At 73.7% G+C, this 20,252-nt stretch carries 19 protein-coding genes; 16 read left to right on the forward strand and 3 right to left on the reverse strand.

Features of this window, described 5'->3' with window-relative positions:
• The first annotated feature begins 3 nt into the window (after positions 1-3).
• Positions 4-630 carry a maleylpyruvate isomerase N-terminal domain-containing protein gene (locus RF647_RS06100; protein WP_368810954.1) on the forward strand — a complete coding sequence of 209 codons (627 nt, stop codon included), beginning with the start codon at positions 4-6 and terminating at the stop codon, positions 628-630.
• Positions 631-690: 60 nt separating this feature from the next.
• Here RF647_RS06100 and RF647_RS06105 read toward each other — a convergent pair whose 3' ends face one another.
• Positions 691-870 carry a hypothetical protein gene (locus tag RF647_RS06105; protein ID WP_368810955.1) on the reverse strand — a complete coding sequence of 60 codons (180 nt, stop codon included), beginning with the start codon at positions 868-870 and terminating at the stop codon, positions 691-693.
• Positions 871-925: 55 nt separating this feature from the next.
• On the opposite strand from RF647_RS06105, the gene dtd reads away from it, so the two are divergent.
• A complete protein-coding gene (dtd, locus tag RF647_RS06110; protein WP_095650955.1) occupies positions 926-1,378 on the forward strand; it encodes a D-aminoacyl-tRNA deacylase in 453 nt (150 codons plus the stop codon).
• A gap of 22 nt (positions 1,379-1,400) precedes the next feature.
• Here dtd and RF647_RS06115 read toward each other — a convergent pair whose 3' ends face one another.
• Positions 1,401-2,705 carry a cation:proton antiporter gene (locus RF647_RS06115; RefSeq protein ID WP_368810956.1) on the reverse strand — a complete coding sequence of 435 codons (1,305 nt, stop codon included), beginning with the start codon at positions 2,703-2,705 and terminating at the stop codon, positions 1,401-1,403.
• Positions 2,706-2,886: 181 nt separating this feature from the next.
• On the opposite strand from RF647_RS06115, the gene RF647_RS06120 reads away from it, so the two are divergent.
• The gene (locus RF647_RS06120) at positions 2,887-4,353 is read left to right on the forward strand and encodes a replication-associated recombination protein A (protein WP_368810957.1); all 1,467 of its coding nucleotides are present in this window, start codon (positions 2,887-2,889) and stop codon (positions 4,351-4,353) included.
• A gap of 9 nt (positions 4,354-4,362) precedes the next feature.
• Here RF647_RS06120 and RF647_RS06125 read toward each other — a convergent pair whose 3' ends face one another.
• Complete coding sequence (locus RF647_RS06125) at positions 4,363-5,319, reverse strand: sugar-binding transcriptional regulator (protein ID WP_035928524.1); 957 nt, start codon at positions 5,317-5,319, stop codon at positions 4,363-4,365.
• Positions 5,320-5,387: 68 nt separating this feature from the next.
• On the opposite strand from RF647_RS06125, the gene RF647_RS06130 reads away from it, so the two are divergent.
• The 13 genes from RF647_RS06130 (at position 5,388) to aroB (ending at position 20,235) form a co-directional block, all read left to right on the forward strand.
• Positions 5,388-7,187 (forward strand): glycerol-3-phosphate dehydrogenase/oxidase, encoded by a 1,800-nt coding sequence (locus RF647_RS06130; protein ID WP_368810958.1) that lies wholly within the window; start codon positions 5,388-5,390, stop codon positions 7,185-7,187.
• A 112-nt stretch (positions 7,188-7,299) separates the two neighbouring features.
• The gene (locus RF647_RS06135; RefSeq protein WP_368810959.1) at positions 7,300-8,082 is read left to right on the forward strand and encodes an MIP/aquaporin family protein; all 783 of its coding nucleotides are present in this window, start codon (positions 7,300-7,302) and stop codon (positions 8,080-8,082) included.
• Between the two features lie 62 nt (positions 8,083-8,144).
• Positions 8,145-9,668: a glycerol kinase GlpK gene (gene glpK, locus RF647_RS06140; RefSeq protein ID WP_368810960.1), complete on the forward strand. Its 1,524-nt coding sequence runs from the start codon at positions 8,145-8,147 to the stop codon at positions 9,666-9,668.
• Positions 9,669-10,033: 365 nt separating this feature from the next.
• Positions 10,034-10,666 carry a 30S ribosomal protein S4 gene (gene rpsD / locus RF647_RS06145; RefSeq protein ID WP_017832285.1) on the forward strand — a complete coding sequence of 211 codons (633 nt, stop codon included), beginning with the start codon at positions 10,034-10,036 and terminating at the stop codon, positions 10,664-10,666.
• A 193-nt stretch (positions 10,667-10,859) separates the two neighbouring features.
• A complete protein-coding gene (locus RF647_RS06150; RefSeq protein ID WP_368795952.1) occupies positions 10,860-11,288 on the forward strand; it encodes a DUF948 domain-containing protein in 429 nt (142 codons plus the stop codon).
• Positions 11,285-11,656: a hypothetical protein gene (locus tag RF647_RS06155; protein WP_368810961.1), complete on the forward strand. Its 372-nt coding sequence runs from the start codon at positions 11,285-11,287 to the stop codon at positions 11,654-11,656. Before RF647_RS06150 ends, RF647_RS06155 begins: the two co-directional genes overlap by 4 nt.
• Positions 11,656-14,352, forward strand: a complete 2,697-nt coding sequence (gene alaS / locus RF647_RS06160; RefSeq protein ID WP_368810962.1) for an alanine--tRNA ligase — start codon at positions 11,656-11,658, stop codon at positions 14,350-14,352. Before RF647_RS06155 ends, alaS begins: the two co-directional genes overlap by 1 nt.
• Positions 14,349-15,035 carry a Holliday junction resolvase RuvX gene (gene ruvX, locus RF647_RS06165; protein WP_368810963.1) on the forward strand — a complete coding sequence of 229 codons (687 nt, stop codon included), beginning with the start codon at positions 14,349-14,351 and terminating at the stop codon, positions 15,033-15,035. The genes alaS and ruvX overlap by 4 nt, the downstream gene beginning before the upstream one ends.
• A gap of 244 nt (positions 15,036-15,279) precedes the next feature.
• On the forward strand, positions 15,280-16,257 hold the full coding sequence (mltG, locus tag RF647_RS06170) for an endolytic transglycosylase MltG (RefSeq protein ID WP_368810964.1): 978 nt from the start codon (positions 15,280-15,282) through the stop codon (positions 16,255-16,257).
• On the forward strand, positions 16,254-17,141 hold the full coding sequence (locus RF647_RS06175) for a shikimate dehydrogenase (RefSeq protein ID WP_368810965.1): 888 nt from the start codon (positions 16,254-16,256) through the stop codon (positions 17,139-17,141). Before mltG ends, RF647_RS06175 begins: the two co-directional genes overlap by 4 nt.
• Before the next feature lie 63 nt (positions 17,142-17,204).
• A complete protein-coding gene (aroC, locus tag RF647_RS06180) occupies positions 17,205-18,515 on the forward strand; it encodes a chorismate synthase (protein WP_368810966.1) in 1,311 nt (436 codons plus the stop codon).
• Complete coding sequence (locus RF647_RS06185) at positions 18,512-19,123, forward strand: shikimate kinase (protein ID WP_368810967.1); 612 nt, start codon at positions 18,512-18,514, stop codon at positions 19,121-19,123. Before aroC ends, RF647_RS06185 begins: the two co-directional genes overlap by 4 nt.
• Complete coding sequence (gene aroB, locus RF647_RS06190; protein WP_368810968.1) at positions 19,120-20,235, forward strand: 3-dehydroquinate synthase; 1,116 nt, start codon at positions 19,120-19,122, stop codon at positions 20,233-20,235. Before RF647_RS06185 ends, aroB begins: the two co-directional genes overlap by 4 nt.
• Positions 20,236-20,252: the final 17 nt, after the last annotated feature.

Below are 20,252 nucleotides of genomic sequence, written 5' to 3' on the forward strand. Positions count from 1 at the left end.
CCCATGAGCCGTGATCCCGCCGCCGCCCGCACCGCCCTCCTCGACGCCGGGGCCTGGTTCGCCGATCTCGTCGGGGACATCCGCCCGCACCACTGGACCCGGCCGGGACTGGGCGCCTGGGACGTCCGGGCGCTCGTGGGGCACACCCACCGCGCGCTCGTCACGCTCGGCACCTATCTCACCGTCCCCGCCGACGACGAGACCTGCACCGGCACGGCCCAGTACTACGCGCTCTCCGCCGCGGCCACGGACCCCGCGGAGGTCGCGGCCCGGGGTGTCGCCGCCGGCCGCGAGCTCGGCCGGCACCCGGCCGCCACCGTCCGGGCCTCGCTGGACCGGGCCCGGGACGCCCTGGTGCAGGTGCCGGTCGACGAGGACCCGCTGATCCGCACCCTGGTGGGCGGCACCCGGCTGCGCGCCTACGTGCCCACCCGCACGTTCGAGCTGGCGGTCCACGGCCTGGACGTCGCCCAGGCCTGCGGGCTGGACCGGAGACCCCCCGAGCACGTCCTGGCCGACGCCGGACGGACGGCGCTGGAGCTCGCCGCCCACGGCGGGCACCTGCCCGGGGCCCTGCTGGCGCTCACGGGCCGGCGACCGCTGCCCCCGGGTTTCTCGGTCCTGGGCTGAAGCGGCCTGGGCTGCACCGACCGGGGCGCCGGTCCTGGGCTGAACCGGCCCGGGCGCCGGTCAGAGCACCGTGCGCGCGACCGACGCCCAGCCCAGCGCGACGAGCCCGCCGATCAGGGCCCCGGACCACCCGGCCCCCGACCAGCCGACGAGCACCAGCAGGGACAGCACCAGCGGGGCGGGCGCGAACACCTCGGCCACCAGGGTGCTCGGACGGGACGTGCTGCGCGCGGCGGTCATGGGACGAGGCCAGCGGGGCCCCGAGTGCGGTCGGTCCTGTGGTGGACTGGGGCCCATGCGCATCGTTCTGCAGAGAGTGTCCCGGGCCGCCGTGACCGTCGGAGGAGAGGTCGTGGGGGCCGTCGAGGAGCCGGGGCTGCTGGCCCTGGTGGGCGTGACCCACGACGACGACGCCGCGACGGCCGCGAAGCTCGCCGAGAAGACCTGGACGCTGCGGCTCCTGGAGGGCGAGCGGTCCTGCGCCGACCTCGGCGCCCCGGTGCTCGCCGTCAGCCAGTTCACCCTCTACGGCGACGCCCGCCGGGGCCGGCGCCCCTCGTGGTCGGCCGCCGCGCCCGGCCCCGTCTCGGAACCCGTGTTCGAGGCGTACGTCGCCGCGCTGCGGGAGCTCGGCGCGCGCGTGGCGACCGGCCGCTTCGGGGCGGCGATGCAGGTGGAGCTCGTCAACGACGGCCCGTTCACCCTGGTCCTGGACAGCGCCGAGCTGGAACGGCCCCGGCGGGGCTGAGACCGGGGCCCGGCGCGGGCCGTCAGATCGCCGTGCGGGGAGCGGCCTCCTCGGAGCCCGTCTCCTCGCGGGCCTTCCGCTCCCGGGCGCGGTCGAGGGCCGCGATGACGGGCCCCGCGGAGACCCCGTGCAGCAGGACCGAGCCGACGATCACCAGCCCCACGAAGCGCCACAGGGCCTGGTCCTCCGCGGCGAACTCGCCCTCGGACAGGGCGTAGGCGAGGTAGTAGATCGAGCCGATGCCGCGCACGCCGAAGAAGGCGAGCACGCCGCGCTCCCAGGGTCCCGTCCGGCCGCCGAGCAGACTGATCCAGCCGGCGAGGGGGCGCACCAGCAGCAGGAAGGCCGCCGCGACGAGCACCTCCCGCCAGGTGAGCCCGGCGAGCAGCCCCCGGGCCACGGCGCCGCCCAGGAGCACGAGCACCGCCACGGTGAGCAGCCGCTCGAGCTGCTCGATGTAGCTGTGCAGCACGCCGTGGGCGCCGTGCACCCGCTCGCCCGCCCGGATGGTCACCGCGCACACGAACACGGCGACGAAGCCGTAGCCCTCGACCATCTCGGTCAGACCGTAGGTGAGGAAGGTGGCGGCCAGGGCCACGAACCCCTCGGTCTGCGCGGTCGTGCGGACGCTGTCGAGCGGGGAGCGGAAGAAGAGCCGCCGCAGGAGCAGGCCCACCAGGACCCCGGCGAGACAGCCGACCGCGATCCGCCAGGCCACGTCCACGGTCAGGAAGTGCGGCAGCCACGCGCCGGGAGCGGTGCCCACCACGCTCAGGGCGATGGCGAGGTAGACGAACGGGAAGGCCAGGCCGTCGTTGAGCCCCGCCTCCGAGGTGAGCCCGAAACGGACCTCGTCCTCGCCCTCGAGGTCCTCCTGCGACTCCGAGGGCTCCCCGACCTGCACCTCGGAGGCCAGGACCGGGTCGGTGGGGGCCAGCGCCGCGGCCACGAGCACGGCCCCGGCCGCGCTCAGCCCCAGCACCGACCAGCCCAGCAGGGCCGCCCCGAGCAGGCTCAGGGGCATGGCGATCCCCAGCAGCCGCCAGGTCGTGGCCCACCGCCGGAAGCCCAGCGGTCGGTCCAGTGCCAGGCCGGCGCCCATCAGCGAGACGATCACGCAGATCTCGCTCAGGTGCAGGGTGACGGCGCTGTGGGCCACCGGGTCCGGGTCGGGCAGGGTGTCGGCCAGGGCGAAGATCACCGCCCCGGCGGCCAGGAACACCATGGGCATCGACACGGGGGCCCGCACGAGCAGGCGGGGCAGCAGGGCGGCCGCGAACACGGCGAGCCCGGCGGCGGCGAAGAGCAGACTCGGGGCCTCGAACACCGGTACCTCATTCCTGGAACGGCCGGGCGGGATCCCCGATGGACCCCGCGCCGCAGCGGCCGTGGCCGTCGCCGGGCGGAGCGCGCCCGGCGACGGCACCGACGTGATCAGCGTGCTGATCGTACGCCCATCCGCCCCGCTTCCGACAGGCCGCGACGGGCGCAGCCGCTAGCCTGAGGGGGTGACCGGCTCCCTCTTCGACGACCTCGACGCCCCCGACCCCGGTCCCCGTGCGACCGGGGACGGGGCGGACCGTGCCGCCCGTCCCGCCGGCCGGGCGCGGCGCTCCCGCTCCCGGGCGCCGCTGGCGGTGCGGATGCGCCCGCGCCGCCTCGACGAGATCGTGGGCCAGCAGCACCTGCTCAAGCCCGGCTCCCCGCTGCAGGTGCTGGCGGGGGAGGACCGCGGCCCGGCGGGACCGTCGTCGATCATCCTGTGGGGCCCCCCGGGCACGGGCAAGACCACCCTGGCCCACGTGATCGCCCGGGGCGTGTCCCGGAAGTTCGTGGAGCTCTCCGCGATCACCGCCGGCGTCAAGGACGTGCGGAAGGTGATGGACGAGGCGCTCACGGACCGGGATCTGCACGGGCGCACCACGGTGCTGTTCCTCGACGAGATCCACCGCTTCACCAAGGCCCAGCAGGACGCGCTGCTGCCCGGGGTGGAGAACCAGTGGGTGGTGCTGGTCGCGGCCACCACGGAGAACCCGTCCTTCTCGGTGATCTCGCCGCTGCTCTCGCGCTCACTGCTGCTCACGCTGCAGCCGCTGGAGCGGGCCGACATCGGGGCGCTGCTGGACCGGGCCGTCGCCGACCCCCGGGGACTGAACGGCGAGGTGGAGCTCTCCGCGGAGGCCCGCGAGCACCTCCTGGACCTGTGCGGCGGGGACGCCCGCAAGGCCCTGACCTCTCTCGAGGCCGCCGCCGGGGTCGCGTTCTCGGAGCAGCCGGACGGCCACTACGCGGTCGAGGGCGCGGACGGGGACGAGGGCGCGGACCGCGCGCGGCCGGCGCCGGTGATCACCCGGGAGCACGCCGAGGAGGCCCTCGACCGGGCGGCGGTGCGCTACGACAAGAACGGCGACCAGCACTACGACGTGGTCAGCGCGTTCATCAAGTCGATCCGCGGCTCCGACGTCGACGCCGCGATGCACTACCTGGCCCGGATGATCGAGGCGGGGGAGGACCCGCGGTTCATCGCCCGCCGGCTCATCATCTCCGCCTCCGAGGACATCGGCACCGCCGACCCGACCGCCCTGCAGACCGCGGTGGCGGCCGCCGACGCCGTGCAGCTCATCGGCATGCCCGAGGGGCGGATCCCGCTGGCCCAGGCCGTGGCCCACCTGGCGACCGCCCCGAAGTCCAACGCCGCCTACACCGCGATCAACGAGGCGATCGCCGACGTCCGCGCCGGCCGGGCCGGACCCGTCCCGCTCCACCTGCGCGACGCCCACTACCCCGGCGCGGGCCAGCTCGGCCACGGCCGGGGCTACGTCTACTCCCACGATGAGCCCAACGGCGTGGCCGCCCAGCAGTACCCGCCCGACGAGCTCGTCGGCACCGACTACTACCGGCCCACCGAGCACGGCCGCGAGCGCGAGATCGCCCACCGCCTCGACATCCTGCGGGGCATCGTCCGGGGCCGGTGACCGCCGGGCTCAGCGGCCGAACAGGTGGCGCACCACCGACGCGGCCGTGCGCTCGTCGATGAGCAGGTCCGTGACCACGCCCGCCCGCAGGGCGCCCACCACGCCGGGCACCTTGTGGTCCCCCGCCACCACGCACAGCCGGCGCGGGATCCGCCGCAGCTCCATGGGCGTGGGCCCGCTCGCCCGTCGGTTGTAGTCGATGTCGGCGTAGGTCCCGTCCTCCCGCAGGAAGACCGTGCACACGTCGCCGACCACCCGGTGCGCGGACAGCTCCCGGAGCGCGTCCTCCGGCAGGTAGCCGCTGGTGTACACCTGGGAGATCATCGGACCGCGGAAGGCCCCCACGCTGAACACGGCCAGGTCCGCCGCGTTGCGCACCGCCAGCACCCGCCGCACCGAGGACTCCTGCCACATCAGCCGCCGCGTCTCCTCCTGGTCGAAGAACGCGGGGGTGGGGAAGGGCAGCAGCGCGGCCCCGAAGGCCGCCGACATCTGCCCGAGCAGTGCCGAGGACTGCGCCGCCCCCGTGGAGCGGGCGCTGACCGCGCCGTTCATCTGCACGACCACCGCGTCCCGCGTGGCCTTCGGCTGCAGGTGGCCCCCGATCGCCGAGGTCGTGATCCCCCAGGCGACCGCCAGCGTCATCCCGTCCCCGAACCAGTCGCCCAGCAGCCCCGCCGCGGCCCGGGCCACGGACTCCAGCCGCTGCGGCTCCGTGGCCGTGCGCGGCGTGCCCGCCACGTGCACCGTCACCCCGAAGGCCTCCCGCAGCCGGTGGGACAGGTCGTGTCCCGCGTCCGGGGGAGCCGCGAGGCTGATCCGCACGATGCCCCGCTCCCGGGCGGCCTGCAGCATCCGCGAGACCGTGGGGCGGGAGACCCCGAAGCGGTCCGCCACCGCCTCCATCGTCATGCCCTGCACGTAGTACAGCTCCGCCGCGTGGTGGAGCTCGGCATCACCGTGCATGTGACCCTCCCTTCCATGCACGTCCGTTCATTTGCTTTGAGCATAGGTGCAACCCAGGACAGAGTGTGATGCAGAGCACCTTCCCGTCCGCAACCACCCGCCCCGAGGAGTTCCCCACCATGGCCCACCCCACCCTCTCCAGCGCCGAACGGGACCGCGCACTCGCCGAGTTCTCCGACGGCCCCGAGCTCGACGTCCTCGTGGTCGGAGGCGGCATCACCGGCGCCGGCATCGCCCTGGACGCCGTGACCCGCGGACTGCGCACCGGCATCGTCGAGGCCCAGGACTGGGCCGGCGGCACCTCGCAGTGGTCCTCCAAGCTCGTCCACGGCGGCCTGCGCTACCTCCAGCAGCTCGACTTCAAGCTCGTCTCCGAGGCGCTGCGCGAGCGCGAGCTGCTCCTGGACTTCCTCGCCCCCCACCTCGTCAAGCCCGTGCCCTTCCTCTACCCGCTGACCCACCGCTTCTGGGAGCGGCCCTACGTCACCGCCGGGATCGGCCTCTACGACGCCCTCGCCCACATCGGCGCCAAGGTCGCGACCCTGCCCTACCAGCGGCACTACAGCTTCAAGGGCGTCCAGCGGGTCTTCCCCGACATCAAGCCCGGCTCCATGGTCGGCGCCGTCAAGTACTGGGACGGCCAGGTCGACGACGCCCGCCTCGTCGTCACCATCGTGCGCACCGCCGTGCGCTACGGCGCGCTCGCCGCCAACCGCACGCGGGCCGTGTCCTTCCCCACGGACGAAACCGGCCGGGTGGTCGGCGCCACCGTGCGCGACCTCGAGACGGGGGCGGAGCACACGGTGCGGGCGAAGACCGTCATCGCCGCCACCGGGGTCTGGACCGAGCAGACCCAGGACCTGGCCCACGCCGAGGGCGGGCTGAAGGTGCTCGCCTCCAAGGGCATCCACATCATCGTGCCCCGCGAGCGGATCCGCGGCGAGAGCGGGCTGATCCTGCAGACCGAGAAGTCCGTGCTCTTCATCATCCCGTGGGCGCGGTACTGGATCATCGGCACCACCGACACCCCCTACCACCAGGACCTCGTCAATCCCGTGGCCACCGCGGAGGACATCGACTACGTCATCGACCACGCCAACGTGGTCCTCGACCGGCCGCTCACCCGCGAGGATGTGATCGGCACCTACGCCGGGCTGCGGCCGCTGCTGCAGCCCGGAACGAAGAAGGGCGGCGGGGACGCGCAGTCCACGAAGATCTCCCGCGAGCACACCGTGACCGAGGTCGCCCCCGGGCTGATCACGATCGCCGGGGGCAAGCTCACCACCTACCGGGTGATGGCCGAGGACGCCGTGGACCTCGCCCTGGGCGAGGAGCGGGCCAAGGCCGTGCCCTCGGTCACCGGCCGCACTCCGCTGCTGGGCGCCGAGGGCTATCTCGCGCTCAGCCACCAGGCCGGCAGCCTGGGCGCCCGGCACGACTGGAACGAGGAGCAGGTGCAGCACCTGCTCGGCCGCTACGGGTCGGCGATCACCGAGATCGCCGAGCTCGTGGAGGACCGCCCCGACCTGGGCCGCCCCCTGGAGGGGGCCCCGGCCTACCTGCGGGCGGAGATCGTGCACGCCTGCACCCACGAGGGCGCGCTGCACCTCGAGGACATCTTCGACACGCGCACCCGGCTCACGTGGGAGCAGGCCCGCCACGGTCTCGACGCGGTCGAGGAGATCGCGGACCTCGCGGCCGAGGCCCTCGGCTGGGACGACCGGCGGCGGGGGGTCGAGGTCGAGGCCTACCGGCTCCGCTGCGCGGCGGAGGACGAGGCCGCGAGAACCCCGGACGACACCGCCGCCGCCGCCGCACGGGCAGCGGCCCCCGACGTCCTGGAGCTCGTGCGCCCCTCCGAGGCCTGAGCACCCATCCGTCCCACCGAGCCCCGTCCCCTGACCCCACCCCCCACCGGCCGTCCCCGACGGGCGGCCGGTCCATCCAATCCGCACCACCTGAGGAGTCGCAGTGCTGTCGATGTCGAACGCAGTGGTACAGGCCGTCGCGCCCACCGTGCCCATCTCCCTGTCCACCGTCTTCTGGTCCGAGGTCGCGGGCACCGCGATGCTGATCCTGCTCGGCGCCGGCGTGGTCGCCAACGCCGTGCTGCCGAGGACCAAGGGACTCGGCGGCGGGTTCCTGATGATCAACTTCGGCTGGGGCCTGGCCGTGTTCGCCGGCGTCTACGTCGCCTGGCAGTCCGGTGCGCACATCAACCCCGCCGTGACCGTGGGCCTGTGGGCCAGCGGCGCCGAGGAGTACGCCCCCGGGGTGGCCGTCACCCTCGTCAGCACGCTCGTCTACTTCGCCGGAGAGCTGATCGGCGCCTTCCTGGGCGCCGTGCTGGCCTTCCTCGCCTACAAGAAGCACTTCGACGAGGACATCGACGCGGAGACCAAGCTGGCCGTGTTCTCCACCGGCCCCGCCGTGCGCTCCTACGGCTGGAACGTGGTCACCGAGGTGATCGGCACGTTCGTCCTCGTCATCGTGATCCTGCTCTTCGGCAACACGCCCTCGGAGATCGGGCCGCTGGCCGTGGCGCTGCTCGTGGTCGGCATCGGCGCGAGCCTCGGCGGGCCCACGGGCTACGCCATCAACCCCGCCCGTGACCTCGGTCCGCGCATCGCCCACGCCGTGCTGCCCATCCGCGGGAAGGGCTCCAGCGACTGGGCCTACGCCTGGGTCCCGGTCGTGGGCCCGCTCATCGGCGCCGTGCTCGCCGGCGGCTTCTTCCAGCTGTACGCCAACGTTCCCGCCTGACGCCCGCACCACCACCACCGACCGACCCGTCCACGACACCACAACGAAGTGAGGGACCACCCATGAGCACCGACACCAAGTACGTCATGGCCATCGACCAGGGCACCACGAGCTCCCGCGCGATCATCTTCGACCACCGGGGCACGATCGTCAGCACCGGCCAGCTCGAGCACGAGCAGATCTTCCCGCGCGCCGGCTGGGTGGAGCACGACCCCATGGAGATCTGGCGCAACGTCCGCAAGGTCGTCGCCGACGCCGAGGCCTCAGCCGAGATCAACGCCCGGGACCTGGCCGCCGTGGGCATCACCAACCAGCGCGAGACCACCGTGGTCTGGGACCGCACCACCGGGCAGCCCGTCTACAACGCCATCGTCTGGCAGGACACCCGCACCCAGAAGATCGCCGAGGAGCTCGGCGGGGAAGTCGGCCCGGACCGGTACAAGGACCGGGTGGGCCTGCCCCTGGCCAGCTACTTCTCGGGCCCGAAGGTCAAGTGGATCCTGGACAACGTGGACGGCGCCCGGGAGCGGGCCGAGCGCGGGGACCTGCTCATGGGCAACACCGACTCCTGGCTGGTGTGGAACATGACGGGCGGCGTGGACGGCGGGGTGCACGTCACCGACGTCACCAACGCCTCGCGCACCATGCTGATGAACCTGGCGACCCTCGACTGGAACGAGGAGATCTGCGCCGACATGGGCATCCCCACGTCGATGCTGCCCGAGATCCGCTCCTCCTCCGAGGTCTACGGCAAGGGCCGTACCCGCGGCTTCCTCAAGGACGTGCCGATCGCCGGCATCCTCGGCGACCAGCAGGCCGCGATGTTCGGGCAGGCGTGCTTCGAGAAGGGCATGGGCAAGAACACCTACGGCACCGGCAGCTTCGTGCTGATGAACGTGGGTACCGAGGTGGTGCACTCGGAGAACGGGCTGCTGAGCACCGTGTGCTACAAGATCGGCGACCAGGACGCCGTCTACGCCCTGGAGGGCTCCATCGCGGTGACCGGGTCCCTGGTCCAGTGGCTGCGCGACAACCTGGGCATCATCTCCTCGGCGCCGCAGGTCGAGTCCCTGGCCGCGTCGGTCGAGGACAACGGCGGGGCCTATTTCGTCCCGGCCTTCAGCGGCCTGTTCGCCCCGTACTGGCGCTCCGACGCCCGCGGCGCCCTGGTGGGCCTGACCCGCTACGTCAACAAGGGCCACATCGCCCGGGCTGCCCTGGAGGCCACGGCCTACCAGTCCCGCGAGGTGGTCGAGGCGATGAACGCCGACGCCGGGGTGGACATCACCGAGCTCAAGGTGGACGGCGGGATGACCGCCAACGAGCTGCTCATGCAGTTCCAGGCGGACCAGCTCGGGGTCCCGGTGATCCGCCCGGAGGTCACCGAGACCACGGCCCTCGGCGCCGCCTACGCCGCGGGCATCGCCGTCGGCTTCTGGTCCGGGACGGAGGAGGTCACCGCGAACTGGGCCGAGAACAAGCGCTGGGAACCGCAGATGGAGGACGCCGAGCGCGGCCGGCTGTTCCGCAACTGGCAGAAGGCCGTCACCAAGACCTTCGACTGGGTGGACGAGGACGTCGACTGACCGCGTCCGCGCAGAGGGCTCGTGCGCCGGAGCGCCGTCCGGGACCCCCGGGCGGCGCTCCGGCGCGCCGGGACCGGGACGGGGGCCGGCCCGGTCCCGGCGCGAGCACCCCGGGGCGCGCCACGGCCCCGCACACGCTATAGTGGGACGTCGGCCGGCAAGGCCCGTGCTCCCGCACGCCCGGCGCACCGCCTCAACCACGGTGCGCGGCGCGCGGCCACGGCGCTTGCAGGACAGGAGGATTGCGGCTGATCCTCACCTCTCCGGCGGGACCGATCCCGTCCTCGGAGGCCGGACCGAACAGAACACGCTCCCCCCGCACCGCCCGCCGGACGGGGGAGGGCACCGCATTGTGAAAGGTAAACGTGGCTAACAACACGCGTGCGCGCCGCCAGGTGCGCAAGTCCCGCGCCCTCGGGATCGCCCTGACCCCGAAGGCCGAAAAGTACTTCGAGCGCCGTCCCTACGGCCCCGGTGAGCACGGCCGTGCCCGCCGGAAGGCCGACTCGGACTACGCCGTCCGGCTGCGCGAGAAGCAGCGTCTCCGGGCGCAGTACAACATCCGCGAGAAGCAGATGCACATCGCCTACGTCGAGGCCAAGCGCCAGGAGGGGCAGACCGGTGAGAACCTGGTCGCCCTGCTGGAGTCCCGCCTGGACGCCCTGGTCCTGCGCTCCGGCTTCGCCCGGACCATGGCCCAGGCCCGCCAGATGGTCGTGCACCGCCACATCCTGGTGGACGGCGAGCGGGTGGACCGCCCCTCCTACCAGGTCAAGGAGGGTCAGCTGATCCACGTGCACGCCAAGTCGGAGAAGATGGTGCCCTTCCAGGTCGCCGCCGCCGGCGCGCACCAGGCCGTGCTGCCCGACACCCCGGGCTACCTCGACGTGCAGATCGAGAAGCTGCAGGCCAAGCTGGTCCGCAAGCCCAAGCGCGCCGAGGTCCCCGTGACGTGCGAGGAGCAGCTCGTGGTGGAGTACTACGCCCGCATGGCCTGATCCTGCGGGCTCCTGCCGCCGGGACACCCCCGGGGGCAGGGCCTTCCCTGCGGAGAGCCCGCGGCGCCTGCGCCGCGGGCTCTTCCGTTCGGTACAGTTGATCCCCGGGCACCGCGCCGGTGCCCGTCCCCGCACGCCCGGGCGGTCCCCCGCCCCGGCCCCCCGACCCGACCAGCAAGGAGCGCGCCGCCCCATGACCGGTGGAGAAATCGCAGGACTGCTCGCCGCGGGGGTGTTCGCCGTGCTGGTGCTCCTGCTCGCGGTGCCGATCCTCAAGCTCGGCAAGGTCTTCGACGAGCTGCGGCTGACGATCCGCTCGCTCAACAACGAGACCGTCCCCCTCATCGACGAGGTCACCCGCACCGTCTCGACCACCAACTCGCAGCTCGAGAAGGTGGACGGGATCACGACCAACGTCTCCGACGCCTCCGCGAACGTCTCCGCGCTGTCCTCCCTGGTGGCCTCCACCGTGGGCCAGCCGCTGATCAAGGTCGCCGCGTTCTCGCACGGCGTCCGCCGGGCGTTCACGGGCGACACCGCCCCGCACGGCTCCCACCGGGCCGACCGCTTCGGGGCCGCCGACGAGCAGGTCCCCGGCGCCCCGGGGGAGGACCGGCCATGAGCTTCTGGGGCCGGCTCGCCCTCGTGGCCGCCGGCGGCGTGCTCGGCGCCGCAGCCACCCGCCTCGCCCGGTCACCCGGCCAGGACCTCTCCGTGCCGGGCGGCACCGGCGCCGCGCGCGCCCCCCGCCCCGGGGACTGGCGCTCCCGGCTCTACCGCTTCGCCGCCACCGTGCGCGCGGGCATGGACGAGCGCGAGGCCGAGCTGCGCGAGTCGTTCGGCGTCGCCGCCCCCCGGCCGCAAGCCGGCCGTCTCGCCGCCGGCCACACCGCCCCGCCGGTGCTCGACGGCACCGCCGCCCCCCGCGCGGCCGGGGCCGTGGCGGAGCCCACCGACCCCTCGACCGAACGCGAAGGAAAGCACCGGTAATGCTCTCTCAGGAAATCACCAAGCGCTGGCTGGACTACTTCGAAGGCCAGGGCCACACCGTGGTGCCCTCCGCCTCGCTGATCTCCTCCCAGCCGGGTGCCATGTTCACGATCGCGGGCATGGTCCCGTTCATCCCGTACTTCCTCGGCCAGGAGACCGCCCCCTACCGGCGTGCCACGTCCATCCAGAAGTGCATCCGCACCCTGGACATCGACGAGGTGGGCAAGACCGCCCGGCACGGCACGTTCTTCCAGATGGCCGGCAACTTCTCCTTCGGCGACTACTTCAAGGAGCGGGCCATCCCCATGGCGTGGGAGCTGCTCACCAGCCCGCTCGAGAAGGGCGGCTTCGGCCTGGACCCGGACCGGCTGTGGGTGACCGTCTACGAGGGCGACGAGGAGTCCTACACGCTGTGGAAGGACACGGTGGGCGTGCCCGCCGAGCGGATCCAGCGGCTGGGCCGGGACGAGAACTACTGGGACACCGGCCAGCCCGGCCCCGCGGGCCCCGACTCCGAGATCTTCTACGACCGCGGGCCCCGGTACGGCCGGGAGGGCGGGCCGGCCGTCGACGACGACCGGTACATCGAGATCTGGAACCTCGTCTTCATGCAGTACCAGCGCGGTGAGGGCTCGGGCAAGGACTACGAGATCCTGGGCGACCTCCCCGAGCAGAACATCGACACCGGCCTGGGCGTCGAGCGCCTGGCCATGCTGCTCCAGGGCGTCGAGAACTTCTACGAGACCGACCAGGTCCGCCCCGTGCTGGACAGGGCGTCCGAGCTGTCGGGGAAGCGGTACCACGGCTCCGAGAAGCCGGGGGAGGAGGGCTACGACGACGACGTGCGGATGCGCGTGGTCGCCGACCACGTCCGCTCCTCGCTGATGCTCATCGCGGACGGCGTGAGCCCGTCCAACGAGGGCCGCGGGTACATCCTGCGCCGCCTGCTGCGCCGCGCGATCCGCGCCATGCGCCTGATGGGCGTCACCGAGCCCTGCCTGCCCGTGCTGCTGCCCGCCTCCCGGGACGCCATGCGCGGCGTCTACCCCTACGTGGCCGAGGACTTCGAGCGGATCTCCCGGATCGCCTACGCCGAGGAGCGGGCGTTCCTGAAGACCATCGAGTCCGGGACCACCCGGCTCAACGAGGCGGTGGCCGGCGCCCGGCGCCAGGGCCAGGCCGTCTCCGGCGCGGAGGCCTTCGCCCTGCACGACACCTACGGCTTCCCCATCGACCTGACCCTCGAGATGGCCGCGGAGGCCGGGGTCGCGGTCGACGAGACGGCGTTCCGCGGTCTCATGGAGGAGCAGCGCCACCGCGCGCAGCAGGACGCCCGCGCCAAGAAGGGCGCCCACGCCGACCTCTCGGTGTTCCGCCGGCTCGTCGACGAGGGCGGCTCGGTGTTCACCGGCTACACCCGGCTCGGCCACGAGACCGTGCTGCGCGCCCTGCTGCAGGACGGCGTGACCGTCCCCGCCGCGTCGGCCGGGGAGCACGTCGAGGTCGTCCTCGACGAGACGCCGTTCTACGCCGAGGCCGGCGGCCAGGCCGCCGACCGGGGCACCATCAGCGGCGACGGCTTCGTGCTCCAGGTCACCGACGTCCAGCAGCCCGTGAAGGGGCTGTCCGTGCACCAGGCGGTCGTGCGGGAGGGCGAGGCCCTCTCCGGGGCCACGGTGCTCGCCCAGGTGGACGTCGCCCGGCGGCGCGCCGCCGAGGCCGCCCACACCGGCACCCACATCGTCCACGCAGCCCTGCACGACATCCTCGGCCCCGAGGCCGTCCAGCGCGGCTCCTTCAACAAGGAGGGGTACCTGCGCTTCGACTTCGCGTGGGGCGAGGGGCTCGCCGAGGCCCAGCGCCAGGAGATCGAGGAGGTCTCCAACGCGGCGATCCACGCCAACCACGAGGTCGTCACGCAGGAGATGGCCCTCGACGAGGCCAAGGCCATGGGCGCCATGTCCCTGTTCGGCGAGAAGTACGGGGACCGGGTGCGCGTGGTCGAGCTGAACGGACCCTGGTCCCGGGAGCTGTGCGGCGGCACGCACGTGGACGGCACCGCCCAGATCGGCTCGCTCACCCTGCTCACCGAGCAGTCCGTGGGCTCGGGCAACCGCCGCGTCGAGGCGCTCGTGGGCCTGGACTCGTTCCGCCACCTCGCGGCCGAGCGGACCCTCGTGCACCAGCTCACCGGCATGCTCAAGGTGCAGTCCTCCGCGGAGCTGCCCGAGCGCCTGGCGGGCACCCTCGAGAAGCTGAAGTCGGCCGAGAAGGAGCTCGCGGTCCTGCGCCGGGAGAAGCTCCAGGCGCAGGCCGGCTCCCTGCTCGACGGGGTGCGGGAGCTCGGCGCCGTGAAGGTCCTGACCCACGACATGGGCGAGGTCTCCGGGGCCGACGACGTCCGCTCGCTCGCCCTCGACCTGCGCGGCCGGATGACGGCGGAGCCGTTCGTCGTCGCCGTCACGGGCACGGCCAAGGGCCGTCCCCTGGTCCTCGTGGCGACCACCGAGGGCGCCCGCGAGGCCGGGGTGCAGGCCGGCCGGCTCGTGCGCACGGCCGCCAAGGTCCTCGGCGGCGGCGGCGGCGGCAAGGACGACATCGCCCAGGGCGGCGGGCAGGACCCGGCCCGGACGGGGGACGCCCTGGACGCGGTGCTGGCCGACATCGCCCGGGCGACGGGCGGCGCCGCCGCGTGAGCGACGCCTACGCCCGGGGACGGCGGATGGGGGTCGACGTCGGCCTCGTCCGCGTCGGGGTCGCCCTGTGCGACCCCGACGGCATCCTCGCCACGCCGCTCACCACGCTGCGGCGCGACCCCCGGAAGGGCTTCGACGTGAAGCTGCTGGCCGGTCTGGTCCAGGAGCACGACGTCGTCGCCGTCTACGTGGGGCTGCCCCGCAGCCTCGACGGCGGGGAGAACGCCTCGACCGCGATGGCGCGCGACTACGCCGAGGCCCTCGTGCGGCGGCTGCGCGTGAAGGGCCGCGACGTGCCGGTGCGGCTGGTCGACGAGCGCCTCAGCACCGTGGACGCCCACCGGGCGCTGCTGGAGGCCGGGGTCGCCCGCCGCGACCACATGGACAAGGTCGACCAGGTGGCCGCGGCCACCATCCTGCAGAGCGCCGTGGACCGGGCCAGGGCGACCGGGGCGGAGCCCGGCGCGCCGGTGGACCCGCCGGTCCCCGGCGCCGCGGCACCCGATGTCCCGCATAATGGGGGTGACCGCGACGGGCAGGGTCCCGTCGCGGCCCGCCGCGGGGAGTCGTCCACCGGAGCCGGGAACACGGCCGAGGACACCGCCGGGGACACCGCCGGAGCGCCCGACCGGGCGCGCACGGCACCGTTGACGACCACCGATCCGGACGGAGAGCATTCGTGAGCGACGATCCGTACGACCAGTCGGCGCCCCGCCGACCCGAGGCGCCCCGGGAGTCGTCCGGCGGCGGTCTCTGGGCAGCCTCCTGGACGCCCCGTCCTCGCGGGAGCCCTCCACGGGCCTGCGCGGCGTCTTCGAGCACGAGGAGCTCACCCCCGAGCAGGTCAAGCGGCGCCGGCGCCGCGGCCGCGTCTCCCTGACCACGGCCATCGCCCTGTTCCTGCTCGCCGCGCTGATCACCGTGTCCGTGCTCGGCTCCACCTTCCGGTGGTTCGAGGTCCGCGACTACCGCGGCGACGGCAAGGACCCCGTGACCTTCTCCGTGGCCGACGGCGCCACCACCGGCCAGATCGCCGTGGCCCTCGAGGCGCAGGGGATCGTGGCGGACGCCGAGACGTTCGTCGAGACCTACCAGGAGGAGCACGCCGAGCAGTTCATCCAGCCGGGCGAGTACGAGCTGCGCACGGAGATGAGCTCGGAGGCCGCCGTGGACGCGCTCATGGAGGAGGACGAGGCCAGCCACTACGCGGCGGTCAACCGGACCCTGCGCATGAGCGACGTGTTCGGGGTCCTCAGCGAGTCCACCGGCATCCCCGTCTCCGAGTTCGAGGCCTACCGGGAGGACACGGCGACGTTCGGGATCCCGGACCGCTTCCCCACCCTCGAGGGCTGGCTGCACCCGGGCGAGTACCGGTTCCCGCTGGACGCCACGGCGGAGCAGATCCTGCGGACCATGGTGGACCGTACCCGCACGACCCTCGACGACAACGGCATCAGCGACGAGGACCAGATCTTCGAGGTGCTCACCATCGGCTCGATCATCGAGTTCGAGGTCCAGCCCGAGCACTACGACGTGGTGGCCGGCGCGATCGAGAACCGGCTCGAGAACCCCGACGGCGAGACCTCCGGGTTCATCCAGTCCGACGCGTCCGTGACCTACGGCCTCGACCGCCGCAGCTACGACTTCTCGGAGGAGGAGCGCCGCGACGAGTCCAACCGGTACAACACCTTCGCCAACCCGGGCCTGCCGGTGGGCCCCATCGGCTCCCCGGGCGACGCCGCCATCGTGGCGGCCGCCGACCCGCAGGACAACGACTACTACTTCTGGGTGACCGTGGACCTGGACACGGGCGAGACGAAGTTCGCCGAGACCTACGCGGAGCACCTGGGGTACGTGGAGGAGTACAACCAGTGGTGCAGCGAGAACGAGGGCCGGTGCGGGTGAGTCCCGCCCGCGCCGCCGTGGTGGGCCACCCCATCGGCCACTCGAGGTCCCCGGACCTGCACCGCGCCGCGTACGCGGTGCTGGGCGAGGACGTGCACTACGACGCCCACGACCTGGTCGAGGAGCAGCTCCCGCCGTTCGTCGACGCCCGCCGGCCCGACCCCGCCTGGCGCGGGCTGTCGGTGACGATGCCCCTGAAGTCGGTGGCCGCCGCGTGCGCGGACGAGCTCACGGTCCTCGGGGCGGCGGTGGGCGCGGTCAACACCCTGCTCTTCCGCCCGGACGGGACGGTGCTCGGCCACAACACCGACGTCACCGGCATCGTGGGCGCGGTGCTCGCCGCGGGCACCGTGCCGGCCGTCCCCCGGGCCGCCGTCCTCGGCGGGGGCGGCACGGCCACGGCCGCCGTCGCCGCCGCGCAGCGGCTCGGGGCCGCCTCCGTGGACGTCTTCGTGCGCTCCGCCACCCGCGCCGGGCGCGCCCTCGAGGCGGGGCGCCGGCTCGGGATCCCCGTGCACCTGCGGGCGTGGGACGAGGCGCCGGGCCTCCTGGCCGCGTACGACGTGGTCGTCTCGACCCTCCCGCCGCACGGCGCGGACGAGCTGGCGGCGCAGCTGGAGGCCGCCGCCCCGACCACCACGGGCGTCCTCCTGGACGCCGCCTACGACCCGTGGCCGTCGGCGGTGGCCGCGGCCTGGTCCCGGGCCGGGGGAGCGGTGGCCCCGGGACTCGATATGCTGATCTTCCAGGCGGTGGACCAGATCCGCCTGTTCACCGGCCGCGATCCGGGCACACCCCTGCCCCGCGAGCAGGACGTGGTCGCCGCGATGTGCGCGGCCGTGGGGCGGCCCATCCTCGCCGCCCCGTCCCTGCCCCGCACCTGAGACCTGTCGGCGGCCGCGCCCCGCGGGGCCCTGTCGCCGAGACCCCGAACGGAAAGAGTTGTTATGTTGCGTTGGCTCACGGCCGGCGAGTCGCACGGCGAGGCGCTCGTCGGGATCATCGAGGGCGTCCCGGCGGGGGTAAGCCTGACCAGCCAGGACGTCCGCGACGCCCTGGCCCGCCGCCGGCTCGGCTACGGGCGCGGCGCGCGGATGAAGTTCGAGCAGGACCAGGTGCGCCTGCTCGGCGGCGTGCGCCACGGCGTGACCCAGGGCGGACCGGTGGCGATCGAGATCGCCAACACCGAGTGGCCCAAGTGGCGCGAGGTGATGTCCGCGGACCCCGTGGACCCGGAGGTGCTCGCGGGCCGCGCCCGCAACGCCCCCCTGACCCGCCCCCGCCCCGGCCACGCGGACCTCACCGGCATGCAGAAGTACGGCTTCGACGAGGCGCGGCCCGTGCTCGAGCGCGCCAGCGCCCGGGAGACGGCTACGCGCGTGGCCCTCGGCGCCGTCGCCGCGAAGATCCTCGAGGCCGTGGGCGTGCAGCTCGTCTCCCACACCACGGCCGTGGGCGCCGTCAGCGCCCCGGTGGACGCCCCGCGCCCGCTGCCCTCCGACGTCACCGCCCTCGACGCCGACCCCCTGCGCTGCTTCGACCCCGCCGCGGCGGAGTCCATGGTGACGGCGGTGGACGCCGCCCACAAGGACGGTGAGACCCTCGGCGGCGTCGTCGAGGTCCTCGCCTACGGGCTGCCCCCGGGGCTCGGCTCGTACGTGCACTGGGACCGGCGGCTCGACTCGCGCCTGGCCGGGGCCCTGATGGGCATCCAGGCCATCAAGGGCGTCGAGGTCGGGGACGGCTTCCTGACCGCCGCCCGGCCCGGCTCCGAGGCCCACGACGAGATCTCCCGCGGCGCCGACGGCGTCGTGCGCCGCGTGAGCAACCGCGCCGGCGGGATCGAGGGCGGCATGTCCATCGGTGACGTCCTGCGCGTGCGCGCGGCCATGAAGCCGATCGCCACCGTGCCGAAGGCGCTGCGCACCGTCGACGTCGCCACCGGCGAGGCCGCCCGCGCCCACCACCAGCGCTCGGACGTCTGCGCCGTGCCCGCCGCCGGCGTGGTCGCCGAGGCGATGGTCGCCCTCGTGCTCGCCGACGCCGTGACGGAGAAGTTCGGCGGGGACTCGATCACCGAGACCGCCCGCAACAAGGACGCCTACCTCGCCGCGATCCCGGAGTCCCTGCACTCCGCCGGCGAGCTCGGGGCCTTCGGGGACGACGCCGCCGCGGCGCGCGACGACCACATGGGTGACCCCCTCGTGGCCCCCGCCGAGACCGCGGCGCCCACCGAGCCCGGGGAGGCCCAGGCGTGAACGCGCAGTTCCCCGCCCCGGCCGACGCCGCCGAGACCCCGCAGCGGCCCGTGGTGCTGATCGGGCCCATGGCCGCCGGGAAGTCCTTCCTGGCCCTGCACATGTCCAAGTTCTACGGCTACGACTTCGTGGACGCCGACCAGGTCATCGTCTCCCGGTACGGCGTGATCTCGAAGATCTTCGCGGAGCACGGCGAGAAGTACTTCCGCGACCTCGAGGCGGACACCGTGGCCGAGATCCTGCGGGACCCGGACCACGCCAACGCGATCTTCTCCGTGGGCGGCGGCGCCCCCATGACCCCGTCCACCCGCGAGCTGCTGCGCCACGAGCTCGTCGCCTACCTCGAGGTGGACACGGAGACCGTGCTGCCCCGGATCAGCGGCAACCGGACCCGCCCCATGCTCCAGCCGGACCCGGAGCGGCGCTGGCAGGAGCTCTACGAGTCCCGGCGTGCCTGCTACGAGGAGCTCGCCGACATCACCCTCGACGGCCGCGGAGACCGGCCCGTCGCCGAGATCGGCGCCGACCTCGAGGCGGAGCTCACCCGCCTGCGCTCCGCGCGGAGCGCCGGCGGCACCACCGACAGCACCCAGGAGGCCCAGGCATGAGCGAGTCCGCTCCCCGCACCGTCACGACCATCCCCGTCACCGGGGAGCGCCCGGCCGAGAACTACGACGTCCTCGTGGGCCACGAGCTGCTCGGCGAGGTCCCCCGCGTGCTCGGCGACCGGGTCCAGCGCGTGCTCGTCATCCACCCGCGGGCGCTGCGCAGCACCGGCGACGTGGTCATGGAGGAGCTGCGCGGACAGGGCTACCAGGCGTTCACCGCCGAGATCCCCGACGCCGAGGAGGGCAAGCACGTCCAGGTGGCGTCCTTCTGCTGGCAGGTCCTCGGGCAGAACGACTTCACCCGCTCGGACGCGATCGTGTCCGTGGGCGGGGGAGCGGTCTCCGACCTCGCGGGGTTCGTGGCCGCCACGTGGCTGCGCGGCGTGCGCGTGGTGCACGTGCCCACCACCCTGCTCGGCATGGTCGACGCCGCCGTGGGCGGCAAGACCGGGATCAACACGGCCGAGGGCAAGAACCTCGTGGGCGCCTTCCACCCGCCCGCGGCCGTGCTCTGCGACCTCGACACGCTGCGGACGCTGCCCGAGAACGAGCTGCTCACCGGCATGGCGGAGGTCGTCAAGTGCGGCTTCATCGCCGACGAGCGGATCCTCGAGCTGATCGAGGCCCACCCGGAGGCGGTGCGCGACTCGCAGTCCGAGGTGGTCCGCGAGCTCGTGGAGCGCAGCATCCGGGTCAAGGCCGAGATCGTCTCCGGCGACCTGCGCGAGGCCGGCCGCCGGGAGATGCTCAACTACGGGCACACCCTCGGCCACGCGATCGAGCACAATGAGCGCTACCAGTGGCGCCACGGCGCCGCGGTCTCGGTGGGGCTGGTCTTCGCCGCCGAGCTCGCCCGCACCGCCGGGAACCTGGCCGACGACGTCGTCGAGCGCCACCGCAGCATCCTCGCCTCCCTCGGCCTGCCGACCGCGTACCGGTGGGACCAGTGGCCGCGGCTGCTGGAGGTCATGAAGCGGGACAAGAAGACGCGCGGGAATCTGCTGCGCTTCGTCGTCCTCGACGCCGTCGGCCGGCCCCGCGTGCTCGAGGTCCCCGACCCCGCGATCCTCTTCGCGAGCTACCAGGAGATCGCCGAGGGCGCGCCCAGCTAGACTGGTCCGCGGTCCGG

The organism is Kocuria sp. CPCC 205263, from assembly GCF_040981075.1.
GTDB classification, from domain to species: Bacteria; Actinomycetota; Actinomycetes; order Actinomycetales; family Micrococcaceae; genus Kocuria; species Kocuria rosea.

What these genes read in the sequence shown, in the direction of transcription:
- RF647_RS06100 (WP_368810954.1), top strand. Translation starts at nt 4, where the DNA reads ATGAGCCGTGATCCCGCCGCCGCCCGCACCGCCCTCCTCGACGCCGGG.
- RF647_RS06105 (WP_368810955.1), bottom strand. Translation starts at nt 870, where the DNA reads ATGACCGCCGCGCGCAGCACGTCCCGTCCGAGCACCCTGGTGGCCGAG.
- dtd (WP_095650955.1), top strand. Translation starts at nt 926, where the DNA reads ATGCGCATCGTTCTGCAGAGAGTGTCCCGGGCCGCCGTGACCGTCGGA.
- RF647_RS06125 (WP_035928524.1), bottom strand. Translation starts at nt 5,319, where the DNA reads ATGCACGGTGATGCCGAGCTCCACCACGCGGCGGAGCTGTACTACGTG.
- RF647_RS06130 (WP_368810958.1), top strand. Translation starts at nt 5,388, where the DNA reads ATGCAGAGCACCTTCCCGTCCGCAACCACCCGCCCCGAGGAGTTCCCC.
- RF647_RS06135 (WP_368810959.1), top strand. Translation starts at nt 7,300, where the DNA reads ATGTCGAACGCAGTGGTACAGGCCGTCGCGCCCACCGTGCCCATCTCC.
- glpK (WP_368810960.1), top strand. Translation starts at nt 8,145, where the DNA reads ATGAGCACCGACACCAAGTACGTCATGGCCATCGACCAGGGCACCACG.
- RF647_RS06150 (WP_368795952.1), top strand. Translation starts at nt 10,860, where the DNA reads ATGACCGGTGGAGAAATCGCAGGACTGCTCGCCGCGGGGGTGTTCGCC.
- RF647_RS06155 (WP_368810961.1), top strand. Translation starts at nt 11,285, where the DNA reads ATGAGCTTCTGGGGCCGGCTCGCCCTCGTGGCCGCCGGCGGCGTGCTC.
- alaS (WP_368810962.1), top strand. Translation starts at nt 11,656, where the DNA reads ATGCTCTCTCAGGAAATCACCAAGCGCTGGCTGGACTACTTCGAAGGC.
- aroC (WP_368810966.1), top strand. Translation starts at nt 17,205, where the DNA reads ATGTTGCGTTGGCTCACGGCCGGCGAGTCGCACGGCGAGGCGCTCGTC.
- aroB (WP_368810968.1), top strand. Translation starts at nt 19,120, where the DNA reads ATGAGCGAGTCCGCTCCCCGCACCGTCACGACCATCCCCGTCACCGGG.